Annotated in this window: 24 protein-coding genes; 17 read left to right on the forward strand and 7 right to left on the reverse strand. The window is 61.2% G+C overall.

Features of this window, described 5'->3' with window-relative positions; genetic code table 11:
* Positions 1-3: 3 nt before the first annotated feature.
* The 3 genes from QE432_RS17520 to QE432_RS17530 all read right to left on the reverse strand — a co-directional run bounded on the left by QE432_RS17520 (position 4) and on the right by QE432_RS17530 (position 3,087).
* The gene (locus QE432_RS17520) at positions 4-177 is read right to left on the reverse strand and encodes a hypothetical protein (protein ID WP_003512077.1); all 174 of its coding nucleotides are present in this window, start codon (positions 175-177) and stop codon (positions 4-6) included.
* Positions 178-234: 57 nt separating this feature from the next.
* Positions 235-1,953 (reverse strand): glycoside hydrolase family 32 protein, encoded by a 1,719-nt coding sequence (locus QE432_RS17525; protein WP_306625111.1) that lies wholly within the window; start codon positions 1,951-1,953, stop codon positions 235-237.
* 63 nt (positions 1,954-2,016) lie between these two features.
* Positions 2,017-3,087, reverse strand: coding sequence for a sensor histidine kinase (locus QE432_RS17530; protein ID WP_246662299.1), 1,071 nt, complete (start codon positions 3,085-3,087; stop codon positions 2,017-2,019).
* A gap of 177 nt (positions 3,088-3,264) precedes the next feature.
* Here QE432_RS17530 and QE432_RS17535 point away from each other — a divergent pair, with 177 nt between their 5' ends.
* The gene (locus tag QE432_RS17535) at positions 3,265-4,725 is read left to right on the forward strand and encodes a protein adenylyltransferase SelO (RefSeq protein ID WP_038492730.1); all 1,461 of its coding nucleotides are present in this window, start codon (positions 3,265-3,267) and stop codon (positions 4,723-4,725) included.
* 137 nt (positions 4,726-4,862) lie between these two features.
* Here the strand turns inward: QE432_RS17535 and QE432_RS17540 are convergent, their stop codons facing one another.
* The gene (locus QE432_RS17540) at positions 4,863-5,963 is read right to left on the reverse strand and encodes a saccharopine dehydrogenase family protein (protein WP_003512083.1); all 1,101 of its coding nucleotides are present in this window, start codon (positions 5,961-5,963) and stop codon (positions 4,863-4,865) included.
* Positions 5,964-6,110: 147 nt separating this feature from the next.
* On the opposite strand from QE432_RS17540, the gene QE432_RS17545 reads away from it, so the two are divergent.
* Positions 6,111-6,542, forward strand: a complete 432-nt coding sequence (locus QE432_RS17545) for an Lrp/AsnC family transcriptional regulator (protein WP_003512084.1) — start codon at positions 6,111-6,113, stop codon at positions 6,540-6,542.
* 103 nt (positions 6,543-6,645) lie between these two features.
* On the opposite strand, the gene QE432_RS17550 is transcribed toward QE432_RS17545, so the two are convergent.
* Complete coding sequence (locus tag QE432_RS17550; protein ID WP_019564087.1) at positions 6,646-7,017, reverse strand: winged helix-turn-helix transcriptional regulator; 372 nt, start codon at positions 7,015-7,017, stop codon at positions 6,646-6,648.
* A 143-nt stretch (positions 7,018-7,160) separates the two neighbouring features.
* Between QE432_RS17550 and QE432_RS17555 the strand changes: the two genes are divergently transcribed.
* On the forward strand, positions 7,161-8,000 hold the full coding sequence (locus QE432_RS17555) for an SDR family oxidoreductase (protein WP_306625117.1): 840 nt from the start codon (positions 7,161-7,163) through the stop codon (positions 7,998-8,000).
* 26 nt (positions 8,001-8,026) lie between these two features.
* Here QE432_RS17555 and QE432_RS17560 read toward each other — a convergent pair whose 3' ends face one another.
* Positions 8,027-9,667 carry an alpha/beta hydrolase gene (locus QE432_RS17560; RefSeq protein WP_065704941.1) on the reverse strand — a complete coding sequence of 547 codons (1,641 nt, stop codon included), beginning with the start codon at positions 9,665-9,667 and terminating at the stop codon, positions 8,027-8,029.
* A gap of 253 nt (positions 9,668-9,920) precedes the next feature.
* On the opposite strand from QE432_RS17560, the gene QE432_RS17565 reads away from it, so the two are divergent.
* The 11 genes from QE432_RS17565 to QE432_RS17615 all read left to right on the forward strand — a co-directional run bounded on the left by QE432_RS17565 (position 9,921) and on the right by QE432_RS17615 (position 18,371).
* Positions 9,921-10,448, forward strand: a complete 528-nt coding sequence (locus QE432_RS17565) for a hypothetical protein (RefSeq protein ID WP_013635731.1) — start codon at positions 9,921-9,923, stop codon at positions 10,446-10,448.
* A complete protein-coding gene (locus QE432_RS17570) occupies positions 10,445-11,704 on the forward strand; it encodes a DNA-packaging protein (RefSeq protein WP_162633821.1) in 1,260 nt (419 codons plus the stop codon). The genes QE432_RS17565 and QE432_RS17570 overlap by 4 nt, the downstream gene beginning before the upstream one ends.
* A 450-nt stretch (positions 11,705-12,154) precedes the next feature.
* Positions 12,155-12,793 (forward strand): hypothetical protein, encoded by a 639-nt coding sequence (locus tag QE432_RS17575; protein WP_111789466.1) that lies wholly within the window; start codon positions 12,155-12,157, stop codon positions 12,791-12,793.
* 43 nt (positions 12,794-12,836) lie between these two features.
* Positions 12,837-13,160, forward strand: coding sequence for a Dabb family protein (locus QE432_RS17580; protein WP_003512096.1), 324 nt, complete (start codon positions 12,837-12,839; stop codon positions 13,158-13,160).
* 185 nt (positions 13,161-13,345) lie between these two features.
* Positions 13,346-14,512, forward strand: coding sequence for a phage portal protein (locus QE432_RS17585; RefSeq protein WP_306625119.1), 1,167 nt, complete (start codon positions 13,346-13,348; stop codon positions 14,510-14,512).
* A gap of 187 nt (positions 14,513-14,699) precedes the next feature.
* Positions 14,700-15,020, forward strand: coding sequence for a DUF6107 family protein (locus QE432_RS17590; protein WP_003512100.1), 321 nt, complete (start codon positions 14,700-14,702; stop codon positions 15,018-15,020).
* 41 nt (positions 15,021-15,061) lie between these two features.
* On the forward strand, positions 15,062-15,652 hold the full coding sequence (locus tag QE432_RS17595) for an HK97 family phage prohead protease (protein WP_065658134.1): 591 nt from the start codon (positions 15,062-15,064) through the stop codon (positions 15,650-15,652).
* A gap of 37 nt (positions 15,653-15,689) precedes the next feature.
* Positions 15,690-16,958, forward strand: a complete 1,269-nt coding sequence (locus QE432_RS17600; protein WP_041694343.1) for a phage major capsid protein — start codon at positions 15,690-15,692, stop codon at positions 16,956-16,958.
* Between the two features lie 112 nt (positions 16,959-17,070).
* The gene (locus tag QE432_RS17605) at positions 17,071-17,640 is read left to right on the forward strand and encodes a head-tail connector protein (RefSeq protein WP_111789361.1); all 570 of its coding nucleotides are present in this window, start codon (positions 17,071-17,073) and stop codon (positions 17,638-17,640) included.
* A gap of 3 nt (positions 17,641-17,643) precedes the next feature.
* On the forward strand, positions 17,644-17,979 hold the full coding sequence (locus QE432_RS17610) for a phage head closure protein (protein WP_065658132.1): 336 nt from the start codon (positions 17,644-17,646) through the stop codon (positions 17,977-17,979).
* Positions 17,976-18,371, forward strand: a complete 396-nt coding sequence (locus QE432_RS17615; protein ID WP_111783217.1) for a DUF3168 domain-containing protein — start codon at positions 17,976-17,978, stop codon at positions 18,369-18,371. The genes QE432_RS17610 and QE432_RS17615 overlap by 4 nt, the downstream gene beginning before the upstream one ends.
* Positions 18,372-18,378: 7 nt before the next feature.
* Here the strand turns inward: QE432_RS17615 and QE432_RS17620 are convergent, their stop codons facing one another.
* Positions 18,379-19,578 carry an MFS transporter gene (locus tag QE432_RS17620; protein WP_306625123.1) on the reverse strand — a complete coding sequence of 400 codons (1,200 nt, stop codon included), beginning with the start codon at positions 19,576-19,578 and terminating at the stop codon, positions 18,379-18,381.
* Between the two features lie 107 nt (positions 19,579-19,685).
* Here QE432_RS17620 and QE432_RS17625 point away from each other — a divergent pair, with 107 nt between their 5' ends.
* From QE432_RS17625 to QE432_RS17635, 3 genes are read left to right on the forward strand one after another with little or no spacing between them, the layout of a single operon-like run.
* Complete coding sequence (locus QE432_RS17625; protein WP_003512111.1) at positions 19,686-20,093, forward strand: phage major tail protein, TP901-1 family; 408 nt, start codon at positions 19,686-19,688, stop codon at positions 20,091-20,093.
* A complete protein-coding gene (locus QE432_RS17630) occupies positions 20,093-20,449 on the forward strand; it encodes a gene transfer agent family protein (protein WP_111783216.1) in 357 nt (118 codons plus the stop codon). Before QE432_RS17625 ends, QE432_RS17630 begins: the two co-directional genes overlap by 1 nt.
* Positions 20,446-20,667 (forward strand): rcc01693 family protein, encoded by a 222-nt coding sequence (locus QE432_RS17635; RefSeq protein WP_174042351.1) that lies wholly within the window; start codon positions 20,446-20,448, stop codon positions 20,665-20,667. Before QE432_RS17630 ends, QE432_RS17635 begins: the two co-directional genes overlap by 4 nt.
* Positions 20,668-20,728: the final 61 nt, after the last annotated feature.

The following is a 20,728-nucleotide window of genomic DNA, read 5'->3' on the forward strand; positions in this document are numbered from 1 at the left end:
CCGTTAAGACTGCGTGGTGGCGATGGTGATCGCCGCCAGATACACCACGAAAGCCATGATCGCGACTGCGCCAATAATGATGACGACACCCTTGCCCGCGCGTTTTTTCTCGGTCTTGTTTTCGTTGGCTTCTGTCGGAAACAGGATGGGATCGCGGGAATCGCTGATTTTTGTCATGCCGTTTCTCCTTTGAGCGGTTGCTGCTTATCAACAGCAGATCCGCCAAAAGGTTCCTCACGGACGCAGCGCCCAGCTGGTGGCGTGCACTACAGCCCCCGGCGCTGCCTTGAGGAGCGCTGAACGCACGGGCTCGAAACCCTCTATGCGTTTTGTCCCCACATACCGGCCCCGGTTGGCGAACACTTCGATGGATCCGTAGTCCAGAAAGACGCGGATGTGCGAGGCCCTTGCCCCTCTGGCGATATAGTGCGGCGAGGGGGCATCGCGCCCGTCATCATGGCGGATCCACAGGCCCGTTTCATCGGCGATGAGGCCCAGTGTGACCACGGGATGATCGAGCACCAACTCGAACGGTGTGCCGGGCGAAGCAAGCTCGATCAGCATCTCCACCGCACCGTTGATGAAGGTGACGCGCTCCCCGGCCGCCAGCCGCGTGCGATCGATAATATGGCTTCGCAGGCTTTCCGCCGCACCGATGGGCGGGGTCAGTAGCTCGCCGTTCGAATAGTGGATCCGGCGCGGCAGCGTCATGGATGTCGGGAAATCGATCTCCGGATTGGCATCCGCCCAATTGGCGAGCCAGCCGATGCCGATGATGCTGTCGCCATCCAGAAACGCCTGGAAGGCGTAATTGTCGGTGCCGAAATCCAGCTCCTGCCCGAATTCTTTGGTGAAGACCTTGCCGTCGAACCAGCCGACATCGGCCATGGTCAGGTTCTTGCGGCCGGTTTCAGGGTCTTCGGAATGCATCAGCCCATAGACCAGAACCCAGCGCGTGGATCGGGCATTGGCCGGGCCGTCGAGCGGCAGAAGGCAGGGGCATTCAATGGCAGTGGTCTTGTAGCGCGTTTCCACCCAAAGCTTGCCCACATAGGTCCAGCCTGACGCCGCCGTCGGGTCCAGCGTCTCGTAAAGCAGGATGACGCCGCCACCGTCGCTCTGACTTCCGAGCAGCATTTTCCAAAGTCCATCCGGGCCGCGAAAGACGTAAGGATCGCGGAAATCCGGCGTCAGCCCCTGTCCGTCCGGGCGATGGCCGAGAATGACTTCGGCCTGTCCGGCCATGATGAGATCGGAAGAAGTGGCGGTGAGCTGGATCTGCTGTTCGGGAATGCGATCCTGCACCTGCTCGGTGAAGAACACGCGGATGCCCGAACCTTCGACCAAAGGAATTGTCGAGCCGGAATAAGCGCCGCCGCGCTTGTCCGGCCGCGTCGTCAGATCCTCGGAAGGGAAGAGGAAGATCGGCAAATGCCTCCAGCGCAGGTAATCGGAGGAAACCGCGTGGCCCCAATGCATGGTGTTCCAGCGCAGCCCGTGTGAATAATGCTGGTAGAACAGATGCGGTCGTCCTTCGAACCGGCCAAAGCCGTTCGGATCGTTCATCCAGCCGAAGGGCGGGCGGAAGTGGTAGCTGTCAGGCAGTTCCGGTGCGGCATTGTCCGGCTTGGTATGGACGACGGTTATCCCGGTTTCCAGCACGTCGGCGGCGGTGAACCAGTAGATGACGGAAACGGCGGTCGTGACAGTATCGTAGCTCAGTTCCACATGGCCGCCGCCGAAGACCTGATAGATTCTAAATCCGAACTCTTCCGTGTTGAGGCTTGAAACCTCAGCGAATTTTCCATTCGCATTGGAAAAGGAGACGGCGCCGGGTTCCGCCGGTTTTTTCGCCTTCAGCCATACATGGAAAGTGGCGTTAACAGGCAGATCGGTGTGCAGGATGCGGATTGCGCTTTCCGGCTCGGCGGCTACGGCTTCAACGACGGTCATTCCCGTTCCTTTCGTTGCTGCTACTTTGGTTCAGGAAACGCAACGAATGGGACGAAAGAAAGTTCAACCGCCAGAGGTTTCGCCGTCGCCAGCTTCGTATTTGCCATCCAGCTCGAACAGCAGCCCATCTGGATGATAGAAGGTGCGGCCTTCGCCGGAGAAGTAAGCCGCAACGATCTGGTTGGTCAGCCGCGAGCCGAAACCCGTACGCGTCGGCGTCCTGACCGCAGGTCCGTCCGTCTCGCGCCAGCGCAGTTCGAAGCGGTCATCGTCGTCCAGCGTCCAAAAGATTTCGATTTTGCCGCTCTCGTTGGAAAGTGCGCCATATTTCATCGCGTTGGTGGCCAGTTCATAAATGGCCAGAGACAGGCCCAGCGCCTGTTGCGGCGCGATTTCCATGTCCGGTCCGGAAATCGTTACGCGCGCCTTGTCGTCGAGATGCGGATAAACGGACTCGCGGACAAGCGCGGAGATGCTGGCACCCTTTCCCGAAGCATGAATGAGGTTCTGGGCGTTGCCGAGTGCTGCGATACGTCTTTTGATGGTGTCGCGCGCATCCTCAAGCGTCTGCGAATGGCGCAGAGTGGCGCTGACGACCGCCGTGGTGATCGCCATCGTATTCTTGACCCGGTGGACGAGTTCGCGCCGCAGAAGATCCTCCCGGCTGCGGCTCTGCACCGCTCCGGTCGTGTCGACGGCTATGTCTATCAGCCCTGCGATCTTGCCCTGGTCGTCGTAAAGCGGGCTGTAGGAAAAGGTCCAGTAGGTGTCTTCGGGGTAGCCGTTGCGGTCCATGACGAGATGCATGTCCTCGGCGAACGTGCCCTTGCCGGAGAGTGCCTGATCCACGAAGGGTTTCACATCGTTCCAGACATCGGACCAGATGATGTGAAACGGCTTGCCGAGCGCACCCTCTTCCTTCAGCCCGAGAAACGGGCGGTAGGCGTCGTTGTAGACGATGTTGAGGTCAGGCCCCCAGAACAGACAGATTGCATGGCCTTGCTTGAGGATCATCTGCACGGTGGTTTTGAGTGATACCGGCCATGTCTCTATCGGCCCCGTGCTTGTCGACGCCCAGTCGAAGCGGCGGATGGCCTCGCCCATTTCACTGTCGTCATAGGGGAACTCTGGCACGAATTTATCCTGCTTGCATTGCGGCTCATTCATTGGATGTTTGTATGTTCAAATATACCTGAAGTTCAAATTGATTTTTCCAAACTCCGCTGCGGCTTCCCGTAATTGTGGCTATTCACCCCTCGCAACCGGGCGGAAAAAGGGCCATATCAGGTAAAAGCAGGGAGTTTACCCGTGATCAGATTCGACAATTCCTATGCCCGCCTGCCGGAAAGGTTCAGCGCCGCCGTCTTGCCAACGCCGGTGAAGGCGCCACGCCTCATCGCCTTCAATCGCGCGCTGGCAGACGAGCTTCTTCTCGACGTCTCAGGCCTCGACGACGACAGGCTGGCGGCGATCTTTTCCGGCAATGTGGTACCGCAAGGGGCCGAGCCGCTGGCGATGGCCTATGCCGGCCACCAGTTCGGCGGTTTCGTGCCGCAGCTCGGCGATGGTCGTGCCATTCTTCTCGGTGAAGTCATCGACAAACACGGCAAACGTCGGGATATCCAGCTGAAGGGCTCCGGCCCGACGCCGTTTTCGCGAAGGGGCGACGGGCGCGCGGCGCTCGGCCCGGTGCTACGCGAATATATCGTCTCCGAGGCAATGTTCGCGCTCGGCGTTCCCGCGACAAGGGCGCTCGCCGCCGTCCTGTCCGGTGACAGGGTGCAGCGCGAGGTGGGTCTGCCGGGCGGGGTTTTCACCCGTGTTGCGGCAAGCCATATCAGGGTCGGCACCTTCCAGTTCTTCGCCGCGCGCGAGGATGATGAGGGGATCAGAAATCTCGCGGATTATGTGATTGACCGCCACTATCCCGAAGTGAAAAACGCGGACAATCCCTATCTCGCCCTGTTGCAGGGCATCGCTCAGAGGCAGTGCGAACTCATCGCCCGCTGGATGATGGTTGGCTTCATCCACGGCGTGATGAATACCGACAATATGGCGATCTCCGGCGAGACGATAGACTTCGGTCCATGCGCCTTCCTTGACGAATACAATTCGAACAAGGTGTTCTCCTCCATCGACGCACAGGGGCGCTACGCCTTCAATAACCAGCCGGGCATCGCCCAATGGAACATTGCAAGGCTGGCGGAATGCCTGTTGCCGCTGCTTGACCCTCAAGTGGAGAAAGCAGCCGAACTCGCAAACGCCGTGCTCGCTGATTTCGCCGCCGCGTTTCCCAAGCGCTGGCTTGCCGGCATGCGCGAAAAGCTTGGGCTGACGGGCGAAGAGGAGGGCGATATCGAGCTGGTGCAGGCGCTTCTTTCGCTGATGCAGGCATCGGAAGCCGATTATACGCTGACCTTCCGGCGTCTTTCTCACGCGGTAGAGGGCGATGCCGAGCCGTTTCGCGGCATGTTCATCGATATCGCGGCGGCGGATGCATGGCTGGCGCGCTGGCAGGAGCGGGCCGGGCGGGAAGAAGTCTCTGCCTCCGAGAGGTCGCGGGCGATGCTCGCCGTCAACCCGGCCATAATTCCCCGCAACCATCGCATCGAGGAACTGATCGAGGCGGCGGTGGAAGACGGCGATTTCGAACCGTTCCACGCCATGCTGGCGGCGATTGCCACGCCATTTGAGGAACGGCCGGACAATTTCGTCTACATGCAGCCGCCGATGAGCGATGAGAAGGTGTTTCGGACCTTTTGCGGGACGTGATTTGGGAGAGGCATTCCGCCGCTCGTCGTCATGCTCGGGCCTGTCCCGAGCATCTGCGACCTATCTATTTCGTGAGACGTTAGATCCTCGGGACAAGCCCGAGGATGACAGTGTCGGGGCCGATTGCTCCCCTTAACTCACCCAACCCGGGCCAGCGGCTCATGCGCGCCGTAATATCTTCCAAACCGGTTTTCCAGGAATTTCGGCAGGGCCACTTCTTCCTGCCGGACAAACCCCTTCTGCGGCAGGGCGCCTTCCGCAAGCAGGTCGAGAACCGTGCAGATACCGGCTGCGGTGGTGATCTGGATTGCGCTCATCATCCGGCCGGAAACGGGGCCGGCATAGACCTTGTTGGCATAGGTTTCCTGCAGGAACCGGCCGTTGCGGGTGCCGCAGACGGTAACGAAGACAATGACCACGTCCTGCATGGTGCCGGGCAGGGCGTTTTCGAACAGGTCCTTCAGCACATCGCGGCGGTTGCGCAGGTTGAGGTCGTTCAAAAGCGCCTTCATGATTGCGACATGGCCGGGATAACGGATGGTGCGGTAATTCATCGTCCGCACCTTGCCTTCCAGCGTCGCACATAGCGTGCCGAGGCCGCCCGAGGTGTTGAAGGCCTCATATGTCACGCCGTCGAGCGAGAACTCTTCGCGCTCTTCCAGCGCCGGAACGGCGGTGAGGCGGCCTTCGACGATGGCTTCGCAGGGCTCGATATACTCGTTGATCAGCCCGTCCGTGCTCCAGGTAAGGTTGTAGTTGAGCGCATTGGACGGATATTGCGGCAGCGCGCCGACACGCATGCGCACGCTGTCCAGCTTGTCGAACCGGGCGGCAAGATCTGCGGCGACGATGGAGATGAAACCGGGGGCAAGGCCGCATTGTGGAATGAGCGCGGTCTCAGCCGTTTCCGCCAGTGCCTTGACCTTGCGGGTGGATTCGACGTCTTCAGTCAGATCGAGATAATGCGTGCCGACTGTAACCGCAGCTTCCGCAATGCCCGCCGTCAGGTGGAAGGGGGCAGCGGAAAGCACGGCAAACTTGCCTTTCAACAGCGCTTCCAGCGCCGGACGGTCGCCAATGTCGACGATTTCAGTGTCGACACGCTCATGCGCCGGCACATTCGTCAGCTGGTCTGCCGAGCGATCGGCAACCGTGATGCGATAATCGCCGGTGACAGCCAGCATCCAGGCGATGGCTGAACCGATATTGCCCGCGCCGATGACGACGATGTTTTTCATGTTTTTGTTCCCCGCAGTAAATTCATATGCCTCTGCGCACTGGATGCGCTTCATAGACAGAATGCCAGCTTTTTTGGACGATTCGCAGCTTCACTATGTGCGGATAGCGGGTTAATATTGGACAATTAGACGACAGGATTGGTCATTATGACGATTGCCGACAAGGACCGGGCGCTGCTCGCCCTGCTTTCCGAAAACGCCCGCATGCCGGTGGCGGAACTGGCCCGCAAACTTGGCCTTTCGCGCACCACCGTGCAGGCTCGAATCGAGCGGCTCGAGGCCGAAGGGGTGATCGCCGGTTATGGCCTGAGACTTTCGGAAAGCTATCTTTCCGGGCTGGTGCGCGCCCATGTGCTGATCACCATCGGGCCAAAGGCGCTGCCCGGCGTGACGGCGGCGCTCACCGCCATCAAGGAGGTGACAACGCTGCATTCGGTCAGCGGTACTTTCGACCTGATCGCCATTCTGGCAGCACCTTCCATTCTCGACCTTGACCGGTTGATCGACAGGATCGGCGCGCTGGACGGCGTGGAACGCACGCTATCGTCGATCATTCTTTCCACGCGGATTTCGCGGTAGGCGTTGGAGGGTTTGGCAGGCAAAAGGCGGACGAGTGCGCGCAATGCTCTCGTCTCCCTCATTCCTTTGACAAGCACAGGAATCAGGAAGGTGGGGGTCTGCCTTACCCTAACCCACCCCTCTCATCATAAGCCTTCTGGGCCGCCAGCACCGCGTCCATGTTGCCCTCCGCCCAGTGGGCCAGTGCCGCAACCGTGTCGGTCAGCGTGCGCCCGAGCGGCGTCAGGGAATATTCGACCGTGACCGGCACCGTCGGAAAGGCCTGCCGCGAAATCAGGCCGTCGCGCTCGAGCTTTTTCAGCGTCTGAGACAGAACCTTCTGCGAAATGCCCTTGATTTCCCGCCGCAGCAGGTTGAAGCGCACCGCGTCCACCCGCAGCTTGTCGAGGATCAGCAGCGCCCATTTGTCAGCGATCCTGTCCAGCACCATGCGTGTGGGGCAGCGATCCTCGTAAACGTCATAGACATGTTCCATGGGTCTCATCCCGCTCTGAAAAGCCCGGGTCGGTTTCCTTGAGGATACCAGATAACCGGAAAGTGCTCTCTTTTCCTGATTTCGAATACGCAGTACGTATGTTTTCGAAACATGGTTTCTACTAGATACTACGGAGATTTGAGATGACTGGCAAGATACTCGTAATCGGTTCCACCGGCACCATCGGCACGCCGCTGGTAAAGGCGCTTCTGGCCAAGGGCGAAAGCGTGAAAGCGGCCTCGCGCACCGGCAAGGCAGCCGAAGGCGCGGAAGGGGTGCGCTTCGATTATACCGACGCCTCGACCTACACGGATGCCTTCGATGGCGTTGATCGTCTGTTTCTGATCCTGGCTGGCGGGCGTCTGGATGCAATCGACGCGCTGACGCCGGTTGTCGAGGAAGCTGCCCGCCGCAAGGTGAAGATCGTGTTTCTCAGCGTCTTCGGCGTCGATGCCGACGATTCCATTCCGTATCGCCAGGTGGAACTGAAGATCATCGCTTCCGGCGCGCCTTACGTCATTCTGCGCCCCAACTGGTTTGCCGATAATTTCCACACCTACTGGAAGCCCGGCATCGAACACGGCCAAATCGCCGTTCCGGCAGGCGAAGGCAAGTCGAGCTTCATCGACGTGCGCGATATCGCCGAAAGTGCAGCGTCAGCGCTGACCTCGACGGCTTTCGATAATAAGGCGTTCAACCTGACCGGGCCGAAGGCTTTCAGTTACGGCGAGGCGGCCGCGATCATCTCGCAGGTCATCGGCAAGCCGGTCGGCTATAGCGCGGTTTCGGACGATGTTTTCATCGGCATTCTGACCGGCGCTGGCGTTCCGAAGGATTACGCCGCCTTCCTCGCGTCGATCTTCTATCCGGTGCGCGAAGGCTGGACGTCGGCGGTCACCGGTGATGTCGAGACTTTGACCGGCCACGCACCGCGCTCGCTGGAAACCTATGTGGCCGACCATGTGGCCGCGCTGAAGGACTGACGCTCAGAAACCACACGCCCGTCGCGTCACGCCGGATCGGTGGAGCCGCGGCGGGCCTTGAACAACATCTTGAGCCGCTGGATATCATCCGCATTCCAGCCCTGCGGTGCGGTTACCTCCATCCACGCATCGATATAGTGCTCAGGCGCGTAGACATGGCCGTAACCGATCGGCGCCGTGGTGGCGGCGGCAACATCAAGACCGAGCTGCAGCAGGGTCACGACGGGGAACCAGCGGAAGGATGTGGAGACGTCAGGGCCGTGATGAACCATCCATTGCGGTCGCCGGTAAAGCGATGCGGCCTCGAAGAAGGTGATCGGGTCGCTGGCATATTGCAGATAGACGATGCGCATCGGGCCCCACTTCGCATCAGGCATATGCGCAGTGGTATATTGGTTGGCGAAGCGGATGACCGAGGAATCGCGGAAACGCGGCAGCCATTCCGGCGTACCCGCCACGCGCCCATTGGTGGCCATGCGCCATGTGGGGCTGGAAAAGGGCGGACCGCTCCACAGCGCACCCTGGAACGGGTCCGAGAGCACGTCGTAAAGATCGGATGATTTCTGCGAGTTCAGCGAACCGAGGCTCAGCCCGTGCAGATAGAGTTTCGGGCGCGTCTCCTTCGGCAGGGTGGTCCAGTAACCGTAGACGGCCTGAAACAGCGCGCGCGCCGTTTCCACACCGTAATCTGGTTCGGTCAGAAGCGCGATCCAGCTGGAAAGATAGGAATATTGCACGGCAACGCTGGCGATATCGCCGTCATGCAGATATTCGACCGTATCAAGCGCTTCCGGATCGATCCAGCCGGTGCCGGTGGGAATGACGACCAGCAACACCTTGCGCTCGAACCCGCCAACCCGCTTCAGCTCTTCCAGCGCAAGTGCTGCCCTTTCCTCGGGCGTTGCCGCAGAATTCAGGCCTGCATAGACCCTGAGCGGTTCCCTGGCCGGGCGGTGGGTGAAGGCGGAAATCTCCTGTGCCTCCGGCCCGCCGGCCACGAATTCGCGGCCTCTGCGGCCAAGCGATTCCCATGTCATCAGGGAAGCGCTGCTGCCGGTTTTGAGCGCATCGGAAGGGCGCGGTACATCCGGCTCGATCAGCGCATCCACCTGTTTCAGCGAGGAATCGGCAAACTTCAGGCCGATATCGAAGATCAGACCGTTCAGCAGCATCCATGACAGCACGATGGCGGCGGCTATACCGAGCACATTGGCGAGCCGGCGCGGCAGGAAGTGACGGCTGCGCACCGAGAAGAATCGCCGGATGAGCTGGAAAAGCCGTCCAGCGCCGATGAGGAGGGCGGAGACCAGCACCGAAACGCCGCCGGTCTTGGTGGGGTGGGCGCTGGGCAACGGATCGAGCTCCATCAGGATACGGATGGAATTCTGCCAGTCTTTCGCCTGCCAAAGAAACGCGATCGCCGTTATCGCGCTGGCAAGGGCGATGAGAAAGCGGATGCTGCGCCGGTTATGGCGCGAGGGGTGGGGCAATTCCAGATAGGTCCATATGGCGGTGAGCGCCACGCCGATCAGATAACCGATGGCAAAGGAAAATCCGCACAGCACACCCTGCATCAGCCATGTGCGCGGCAGAAGAGACGGCGTGAGCGAAGCGCAGAACAGAATAGTGCCAAAGACGATGCCGGTTGCCGAAAGACCCGCAAACAACCGCCCAACCCATTGTTTCAACAACTTGACTTGCCCCTTTTTCCCGCCGTCTGGCACGAGTGTAGTATGCGGTGGGCGAGGGTGCAAACCCTGTTAGCAGGATAAAAATCACAATTATAGGAAAATAATCCTTTACAGCGTGACGGTGGTTTGATAGGTTTAGGTTACAGTCGGAGATTTGCGGCTGAGCGGCAAAGGTCGGTTTAGCCGATGCTTTTTCCGCGACACGTCATTTCTCTCGCAGGTCCACCTCATGGCAAATATCCGCAATTGCGATCTGGCGCTCCACGGCGTCTGGCAGGAAAGCTGCGCCTATGGCGGCGAGGGCAGGCTGGAGGCCGCACCCGAGATAAAATCGCGGGCCGACAAGCTGGCTGCCGAAGATGCGGCGCGCAATGGCAATCTGCGGCAATTGCTGAACGAGCTGACGGTGGAGATGCGCGAACAGTTCTGCATGTACCGCAACCTGCGGCAGACAAGCGAAGCGGCATTTTTATCAACGGTGGAGGATGCCTCGGGCAAACAGGCGCGCGCCGACGTGAAGGCCGCAACGGATCAGCTTTCGCTGATTGTGCGCACACTGGAACGGATCGATGCCCTGCAACGGGTGCTGGCAGAAGAGAGGCAGGCTCTTGCCGGCGAGGACGAAGCCGATACCGAAGATTACGAAATGGCGGTGGCGCATTTTCTCAAACGCATCGACGAACTGGCAGAACAGAAATGCCGCGCGAGGCTGGAGGCCGATCTGGCTCGTAGTGCATCTACAGAAGCTGACACATGACGGATGTTTCGAGCGAACCCCAACTGCAAAAGCAGGTCTTCACCCTTCTGCGCGACTGGCGTTTCATCGGTAACCTGCCGCAACAGCCGCCTGAGGGTGACTGGCGGACGTGGCTTCTGATCGGCGGGCGCGGATCCGGCAAGACGCGCGCCGGGGCCGAATGGGTGCACAGGATTGCGTCCGCCGGCAAGCAATCTGATTTGCGCATCGCGCTTGTTGCGGAAACGCTGGGGGATGCCCGTGAGGTGATGATTGACGGCATTTCCGGAATCTGCCGTATCGCCCGCCGTTGCCGCCCCGCCTTCGAGGTATCGCGCCGCCGGCTCATCTGGCCAAACGGGGCCATGGCGCAGGTGTTTTCCTCTGAAGACCCAGAAAGCCTGCGCGGCCCGCAATTTCACATGGCTTGGGCCGATGAACTTGGAAAATGGAAATATCCGCAGGAAACATGGGACATGCTGCAATTTGGCCTGCGTCTGGGTGAGGCCCCACGGCAATTGGTGACGACGACGCCACGGCCCATTCCGCTCCTGAAGGCGCTTCTCGCCGACCCTTCGAGCCGGGTGGCCAAAATGCCGACGGCGATGAATGCGCAAAATCTCTCACCCGGTTTCCTGAAAGCCATGCACGACCGTTACGGCGGCACGCGGCTGGGGCGTCAGGAGATCGGCGGCGAACTGATTGATGAGCGCGAAGGCGCGCTATGGAAACGTGCCGATCTGGAAGCAATTGTGGAAACCGACCATGAGCCGCTGGCGCGGATCGTGGTCGCGGTAGACCCGCCCGCCGGTATCGGTGAAAATTCCTGCTGCGGCATCGTGGCGGCCGGGCTTGGCATATCAGGCAAGTTGGTCGTGCTTGCGGATTGTTCGGTGGAAGGTGAAACACCGGCCGGCTGGGCGCGGGCCGTTGTCGCTGCCGTTCGCCGTCATGAGGCCGACCGGGTGGCGGCGGAAGTCAATCAGGGCGGCGAGATGGTGCGGGCAATGTTGCAGAGCATAGACGCCAATCTGCCGCTGACCCTGGTGCGGGCAAGCCGGGGCAAGTTCACCCGCGCCGAGCCGGTGGCGGCACTCTACGAACAGGGCAGGGTACGCCACGCCGCACGGTTTGAAAAACTAACCGACCAGATGGCGGATTTCGGACCCGACGGTCTTTCATCCGGACGCTCGCCCGACCGGCTGGATGCGCTGGTCTGGGCAATAACAGCGTTGACGACGACTGTTGCGAGTGAGCCGAGGGTGCGAGGGATGTGATCTCGGCGGTTATTGGCCCCATGAATGAGAGCCAATTGCCTATCTAGCCGACGCATATTGGTTCTTCTCCCCGGCGGGGAGAAGAAATCCGGGTCGCCGTTAACGCCCAAAATCGGACGTCTGGCAGATGCTACTTCTTCGGAGACTGCGCGGGTTTCGGCTGAGAACCGGTTTCGCGCATCTGGCGCCACTCGTTTTCGAGCCGGTCATAAACGGTCTGGGGGATTGTCGCTGTCATGGTGGCATTCCTCCTTGAATGGTCAACGCTGCGGAAGTGCGCGGTGAATGGAGTTAGCGCGCTAAGGTTCCGCAACTCAAGGAATTTTTTACCTCAAAACCCCGGTCAGCGGATTAAAATCGATTAGGATTTTTTCAAATCGATTTAGTTCTGACGGCCGTCATGTGGAAAAAACAAAGGGTGATATCGCCCCCGATTTTCAGGAGCCGGCTGTGGCCTATGACGAGGCGCGATTCTTCGCGTCGGTGCGAATTTCCATCTACGATGGTCGCCTGCGAGCTGCACAGCTTGACGGGACGAAGACGATCCTGGCCGGCTTCGGTAAGGCCCTGCCGGGCGGTGATCCCCGCTGGCTCGCCTACATGCTGGCCACTACTTTTCACGAGACGGCTGCGACCATGCAGCCGGTGCGCGAGACATTGGCGGCAAACGATGCCGAGGCGATCGCAAGGCTGGACCGGGCCTTTGCGGCAGGCAGGCTGCCCATGGTGCGCAAACCCTATTGGCGGCCAGACGCCGACGGCAAAAGCTGGCTCGGGCGCGGTTTCGTGCAACTGACGCATCGCCGCAATTACGAGGCCATGTCGCAGCTGACCGGTGTGGACCTTCTGGAGCGTCCCGAGCGCGCCATGGAACCGGATGTGGCAACCGCGATCCTGATCCACGGCATGGTAGCCGGCAGCTTTACCGGCCGGAAGCTTGCCGATGTCTTCGAGGGTAAGCGTGAGGATTGGGAGGGTGCGCGCGCCATCATCAATGGCCGCGACCGGGCGCGGCTTGTCGGGGACTACGGCCGGGCATTTCATCGCGCCCTTTTGGCGGCGCGGATTGAACCGGCGCGGGCCAGATGATAACCCGTTAGCAAGCGCCGCAAGGGCCATATTCGAATTTTGCATGACAGGTGACACCGTGATCCGCCATATCGTTTTTTTCACCGTTCCCGAGGAAAACCGCGACGCCGTGCGCAAGGGGCTCTCCGGCCTCACCGCCATACCGCATTCGCTGAAGCTGGAAATCGGCGAGAATGTGAAGAAGGACCAATGGGGCAATTCGGTCGATTTCATCGTCTATGGCGAGTTCGAAAACGAGGCGGCGCTCGCGGCCTACAAAGCCGACCCCGCTTATGATCTTTCGACGCGTACGGTGAAGCCGCTGCGCGAGACGCGGGTTGCCGCTGATTTCAACAGCGATACGGCAGTGAAAGCGCCAATCCGGTAAGTTTCGTCAAGACTCGGGCCCTCCACCCTCATTTCTGTGCTTGTCACAGGAATCCAGCCGACGCGCGTCTGCGCGGCGAAAGAGTGCTTTCAGTCCAAAGACTTGGGCTGGCTGAATCCCTGTGACGAGCACAGGGATGAGTGCCTGGCGGGAAACTGAGCCCGCATTAAAACAAGGACAATTCCATGCGATTTCCGTTTTCCCTGCCGTGGCGGCGCCCGGCGGATGGCAGAGCCGTGCCTGAACGCAAGACAGCGGCGGGCGGCTTCATGGCGGTTGCGGCGCAGGGTGGGCAGGCATTCTGGTCCGGCCGCTCCTATGCCGCGCTCGCCCGCGAGGGCTTCATGAAAAACCCGGTAGCGCACCGCGCCGCCCGCATGGTGGCAGAAGCCTCCGCATCAGTGAGCTGGCTGCTTTACGATGGCGATGAGGAGATCGGCGATCATCCGCTGCTCGCACTTCTAGGCAAGCCCAGCGCGCATATGGGCGGGCCGGACTTTTTCGAGACGCTGTATGGCCATCTGATGTTGGCTGGCAACGCCTATATCGAGCCGCTAGTGGTCGGCGAACGACTGCGCGAGCTGCATCTTCTGCGGCCGGACAGGGTGAGCATCATCGAAGGCGAGGATGGCTGGCCCGTGGGTTACGATTATCGTGCCGAGGGCCGCGCCATCAGGCGCATTGCTGCTGAACGAGACGGGCTGGGGCTGCTGCACCTGAAGCTTTTTCATCCACTGGACGATCGGGCCGGGTTCGCTCCCCTTGCTTCGGCGGGCGCGGCTCTCGATCTCCACAATGCCGCAAGCCAGTGGAACAAACGTCTGCTCGACAATTCCGCTCGCCCTTCCGGTGCACTGGTCTATCAGCCGAAAGAGGGTGGCAATCTCTCCACCGAGCAATATGAGCGGCTGAAGCGCGAGCTGGAGGAAGGTTATCAGGGCGCGATGAATGCAGGCAGGCCGCTTCTTCTGGAAGGCGGTCTCGACTGGAAGGCCATGGGGCTTTCGCCGCGCGATATGGATTTTCTGGAAGCACGCAACGGTGCCGCACGCGACATAGCGCTTGCACTCGGCGTACCGCCGATGCTGATCGGCATTCCCGGCGACAATACCTATGCCAATTACCAGGAGGCAAACCGCGCGTTTTATCGTCTCACCGTGCTGCCGCTCGTCAACCGCACGGCGGCACGGCTCTGCGGCTGGCTGTCGCCGATTTTCGGCTCCGGGCTGCGGCTGGAACCGGATCTCGACAGGATCGCCGGTCTTGCCGGTGAGCGGGACGCCCTGTGGACAAGGATCGGCGCAGCGTCGTTTCTGACCGACGAGGAAAAGCGGGAGGCGGTGGGGTATTAGCCACCGTGCTTGAGCCACCGGGCTGCGTCTTCGACCAATTTCTGAACCAGCGGAATCGTTTTGTGAGGTTCGCCGTTCAAGCGATTCTGAAGACTCGCGAAATGGCGTTTTGAAACTGCACACCCGACCTGCGGGCGACGCGACGCGTCTGTCCGATTTTTCACATCCTAAACCGGAATGATTACCCATGTCTGAATTCGCCAATGAAGGCGGCATCTGGGCCGCCCGCATCACCGGTGCCGTCGCAGGCGCGGGTGTGTCGCTCGTCTACCTCCTGCCGAAAAGCAAACGCGAGGCGGCGAGCCGTTTCGTGACCGGCGTCTCCTGCGGCATGATCTTCGGCGGCCCCGTGGGCCTGTGGATCGTGCAGCAACTCGAGATTGCCGGCGCGCTCTCAGGCCGGGAAATCATGGTGGCGGGCTCCGCCGCTGCCAGCATGGTGGCCTGGTGGGGGCTTGGCCTGCTGGTGCGCGTGGCCGACCGTTACAACGCCCGTCCGCGCGCTTAGCCTCCACGCGGCACCCCCTTTTCACATCGCAGGAGTTTCCCATGCACGTCTATCGCGGGCCGCGCCCCGCCACGCGCAAATTCGCCAATCTGGAACTGCGCGGCATAGCTGGCGACGGCACGTTTTCCGGTTATGCCAGCGTCTTCGGCGAGGTCGATCTCGGCCGCGACGTGATCGAGCACGGCGCTTTCCGCCGCTCCATCGAGGAACGCGGTGCGGGCGGTATCCGGATGCTCTACCAGCACGATCCGGCCGAGCCGATCGGCGCATGGCGCACCATCCGCGAGGATGAGCGCGGGCTTTACGTGGAAGGTGTTCTCGCCCCCGGCGTCGCCCGCTCGCGAGAGGTCCATTCGCTGATGAAGACAGGCGCGCTGGACGGGCTTTCGATCGGTTTTCGCACGGTACGTGCCAGCAAGGAGGGGCGCTCCGGCAAGGCGGCACGCTCTGGCGTCAGGCGCATTCTGGAGGCCGATCTCTGGGAAATCTCTGTGGTGACCTTTCCGATGCTGCCGTCCGCGCGGGTATCGGATGTCAAACACGCCCGCTTCTTCCGCGACCGCGAAACCGAGCTGGTGCGCACCATGCGCCGCGCGGCGCGTTCGCTTTTCGACACAGCCTTCAAACGCTGACTTCCTCCCAAACACTTCCGAAAACAAGGATGGCGACATGACAGACCAGATGACCAAACCGGCCGCAATGACGGTCGCGCCGCAGGTGAAGGCCGTGCCCGATACGATGACGGCGGCCTTCGACGAGTTCATGGAGGCCTTCGAGGCCTTCCGCGACACCAACGACCAGCGGCTTTCCGATATCGAACGCAAGATGGGGTCCGACGTCGTGACCCGCGACAAGCTCGACCGCATCGACAAGGCGCTCGATGACAACCGCAAGATCATGGATGATCTGGCGCTCAAGAAAGCGCGCCCGGCGCTCGGCCGCAAGCAGGCGCATTCCCTCGATACGGATGAGCACAAGGCCGCCTTCGAAGCCTATATCCGCCGGGGTGAGGAGGGCGCGCTGCGCGATCTGGAGGCCAAGGCCTTTGCCGGATCGACAGGCGCCGATGGCGGTTATCTGCTGCCCACCGAAACGGATGGCGAGATCGGCCGCCGCATGACGGCGATTTCACCGATCCGGTCGCTTGCGACCGTGCGGCAGGTTTCCACTGCCGTGCTGAAGAAGCCGTTTTCGCCAGGCGGATTTGCCACCGGCTGGGTTTCTGAAACTGCGGCTCGCCCCGAGACGACAACACCGAAGCTCTCCGAACTTTCCTTCCCGACTATGGAACTCTACGCCATGCCTGCCGCAACCCAGGGGTTGCTGGATGATGCGGCCGTGGATATCGAGGCCTGGATCGCCTCGGAAGTGGACATTGCCTTTGCAGAACAGGAGGCAGCGGCGTTCATCGCCGGCGACGGTACCAACAAACCGAAGGGTTTCCTCTCCTATACGGCCGTCGCCAATGACAGCTGGAGCTGGGGCAATATCGGTTATGTCGCCACCGGTGTTGCGGGTGGCTTCGCCTCCGCGGGGCCAATGGATGTGCTGCTGGATGCCGTCTATGGACTGAAGGCAGGCCACCGCCAGAACGGCAACTTCGTGATGAACCGCAAGACGCAAGGCGCGCTGCGCCGCTTCAAGGATACCAGCGGCGCCTATCTCTGGCATCCGCCCGCTGCCGCCGGGCAGCCCGCCTCGCTGATGGGCTTTCCCGTGATGGAGGCCGAAGACATGCCGAATGTCGCGGCAAACAGCTTCGCCATCGCTTTCGGTGATTTCCGCGCCGGTTACCTCGTGGTGGACCGCACCGGCGTGCGCATCCTGCGCGATCCCTATTCGGCAAAACCCTATGTGCTGTTCTACACCACCAAGCGCGTGGGCGGCGGCGTGCAGAACTTCGAGGCGATCAAGCTGGTGAAGTTCGGGGTGAATTGACCGCAATCTTCCCCGTCACCCCGGACCAAGTCGGGGGTGACGGCGTGCGGATGCTACATTTTCGCCAAACGCTTTCGGCCGGAATTCTTTCTGTCCCATATCCGGAGACCCCATGACCTATGCCCTCATTCATCCGCCGCAGGCGGAGCCGCTGACGCTTGCCGAGGTGAAGGCGCATTTGCGTCTCGACGGCGGCGACGAGGATGCGCTGCTGGCTGCGCTGATCCGTACCGCCCGCGAGCATCTGGAACGTACGACGGGACTTTGCCTGATACGCCAGACCTGGCGGCTCTATCTCTACCGGTGGCCGCCGAGTGGCATGATTCTGATTGGTAAGGGACCGGTGCAAACCATCGAAACGATTCTGGTTTTTGACGGTCAAGGGCGCGCGGCCGACATCACAGCCGCCGACAGATTGCTTGACGGCGAGGCGCGCCCGGCGCGGCTGTGGCTGCGCGACCCGCCAGCCCCCGGACGGGTGATGAACGGCATCGAGATCGACTTCATTGCCGGTTACGGTGAGGCGGGAACCGATGTGCCCGATACGCTGAAACGCGCCATGCTGATGCATGTGGCCCAGATGTTCGCCTTCCGCGGTGCCGTTGCTCTGGAAAATCAACCCGCAGCGGTTCCGGCCGGTTACGAGCGGCTGGTGTCGCCGTTCTGCCGTGTGGGGCTCTGAGCCATGAACCTCGTTTTTCTCGACCCCGGCAAGCTTACGGCGCGGTTGGAGCTGGAGGTGCGCAGTGAGGTACCGGACGGGCAGGGTGGGGCCGCGGAAAGCTGGAGTTTCCTGCGTTCGCTCTGGGCGGCTATCGAACCTGTTTCGAATGCCTCGCATGAGCGGGCCTCGGCTGAGGGCGTAACAATCACCCACCGCGTCTGGCTGGTCTGGCGCAGCGACATTGCCGCCGGAATGCGCTTTCGCAAGGGACGGCGCATTCTGGCGATCCGGGCCGTGATGGATCCGGACGAGACCCGCCGTTTCATCGTCTGCCGCTGTGAGGAGGAAAGCCCGTGAGTGCCGCAAATGTGCTTCTACAGGCGATTTTCGCAAAACTTTCCGGCGACGCTGCTCTGATGGCGCTCATCCCCGGCGGTATCGTCGACCGGCTTTTGCCGCGCGCCATCCTGCCCCTGATCGTTATCGGCGAACTTGAAAGCCGCGATTACTCGACGGCGACGGAAAAGGCCGAAGAACATTTTCTGTCGCTGGACATCTGGAGCGATGCCAATGGCCGCAGGTGCGCGGGTGAGATTGCCGGGCGGGTGAAAACCCTGCTCGACGATGCCACCTTTCCACTTGTCGGTATCTCGCTCGTCAATCTGCAGCTTCTCTCCAGCCGTTCGCGGCGGGATCCGAAGACACGGAACTTCCTCGCAGAAATGCGTTTCAGGGCGGTAACGGAATAGGGTCGGTTCAGGAATTCTGTTTGCGCACGGTGCGCCAGAGCACGATCAGCAGCAGAAACGAAATGCTGATCAGCACGGCGGCGATGGTGAGCATGGCCGCCACCCCGCCGCGATCCAACGCCAGCGTGAAAATGACGGGCGCCACGGCAATGGCAAGGTTCTGCGGCAGGGAGATACGCGCGGCCTGAAGGCCATATTGTTCCGGTGAAAATACCGCGAGCGGCAACACCGCGCGACTGACGGTGAGCACGCCCGCGCCAAAGCCGAAGAAAATGATGAAACCGATGAAAGCGGGCATGGCCGGGGCAAAAACGAGCAACAGCACGAAGGATGCGAGCAGCATACCTAAGCCGATCATGCAGGTGACGAAAGGATTGCCGTGTTTTCCAAGCAGAAAATCCAACCCGCGCGCCATGATCGCAAGCACGCTGCGCACGGCTGCCAGTTGCACGGCGAGCGATTGCGATGCGCCGGCATGGACCAGCAGCAGAGGCAGGAGCGGCGAAAAGCCAAAGGCTGTGAAGGCGCTAAGCGTCGTCATTGCCGCCAGAAGCAGAAAGGCGCGCCGCGTATCGACAGGCGATGTCGAGACCGCAGCGCCTTTCGACGTGCCTGGAGTATTGCTCGTCCTTCGTCCGGGAAGGACAAAAACATAGAGTGGCAGAAGCACGAATATCTGCAGACAGGCATATACCAAAAGGGTGCCGCGCCAGCCCAGGTACTGATCTGCGACGGTGGTGACGGGCAGGAAAACCGCTGCCGAAAGCCCGGTAAACACCATCAGAAGCGTCAGCGACCGGCCACTTTCCGCGCCGACACGTTCCACCACAGCCGTATGGGCCGCCGTCGTCAGGCCGCAGGTCGCGGCCAGACCCATCACGATCCAGCCGAGGACGTAGCTGATCACGCCGCCCGCAAAGGCGAGCACGATAAAACCCGCCGTGAAGAGCAACGAACCCGCCACAAGAACAGGGGCGGCACCACGGCGCACCAGCGTTCTTCCGAGAAGCGGGCCGCAGAGGGCGCTGATCGTCATCATGACGGTGAGACCGGCAAAAACGACCTCGTTTGCGATGGCCAGTTCCTGTCCAATGCGTGGCCCCAGTATGGCCAGCATGTCGAAACCGGTGCCCCAGCTGACGACCTGCCCAACCGCAAGCACGCCGATAAGGCGCGCGCGAGACGTGAAGGGGGTGGCATCAGACATGATGAAAATCGCGGGTGCGAGATGCGGGAATGCTTTTGGTAGCAGGCCAGTTGCGACCCGGCAACATCAAACGAGACGACATCAATCGAAACGAGAGGGAGACCACCATGGTGGCGCAGAAGGGCAAGGACCTGCTGCTGAAGTTCAACAACGCCGGCTCCTATGTAACCGTGGCGGGGCTCAGAACCAAGCGTCTGGCCTTCAACGCGCAGGCGGTTGATATTACCGACGGCGAAAGCGCCGGGCGCTGGCGCGAGCTTCTGGCCGGCGCCGGCGTGCAGCGGGCATCGCTGACGGCGTCGGGCATCTTCAAGGATCAGGCAAGCGATGCACTGGTGCGTGGCGCATTTTTCGCCGGCTCCATTCCGGGCTGGCAGATCGTCATTCCTGACTTTGGCACGATCACCGGGCCGTTCCAGATCGTCGCGCTCGAATATTCCGGTCGCCACGATGGCGAAGTGCAATTCGAGACTGCGCTGGAATCGGCCGGTTTCCTTAATTTCGGAGCACTGTGATGCCACAAGGGTTGCGTTACGGGCGGGCGAACCGCCATCGCGGCGAGATCGAGGCGCTGATCGATGGCGAAAGGCGCGTTCTTTGCCTGACGCTCGGCGCTCTCGCCGAACTCGAAACCGCCTTTCAGGCCGATGATCTCACCGCGCTCGCCGAACGTTTCGCAGCCGGACGTATGAAGGCGACCGATATGATACGGGTGATCGGCGCAGGTCTGCGCGGCGCGGGCAACGTGTTTTCCGATGAGGACGTGGCCGCAGCCACGGTGGAAGGCGGCGTTGCCGGCCACGCCGCCATCGTCGCCGATCTCCTGACAGCCACCTTTGCCGGTTCGAGGGGCACACCGCCGGACCCTTGAGTGCCGCAGCAGGTGAGGTGGGCGATCTGACGCCGCGTCCTTTTCCCTGGGAGGCGGTAATACACACCGGTTTCCACCTGCTGCGGCTTTCCTCCGAAACCTTCTGGCGGCTGACGCCAAAGGAGTTCTTTGCCATGACCGGCGGCATCCGCCCCGCTTTCCACACCCTCGACCGCCCGGCGATGGATGCGATGATGCGGCGGTTTCCGGATGGGTGAGTGTGGTTTGCTATTTTGGGGGACGTGCATCTTTCGTGAAAACGACCAGGCAATTCAAACA

This window comes from Agrobacterium sp. SORGH_AS_0745 (assembly GCF_030818995.1).
Lineage (GTDB): Bacteria > Pseudomonadota > Alphaproteobacteria > Rhizobiales > Rhizobiaceae > Agrobacterium > Agrobacterium tumefaciens.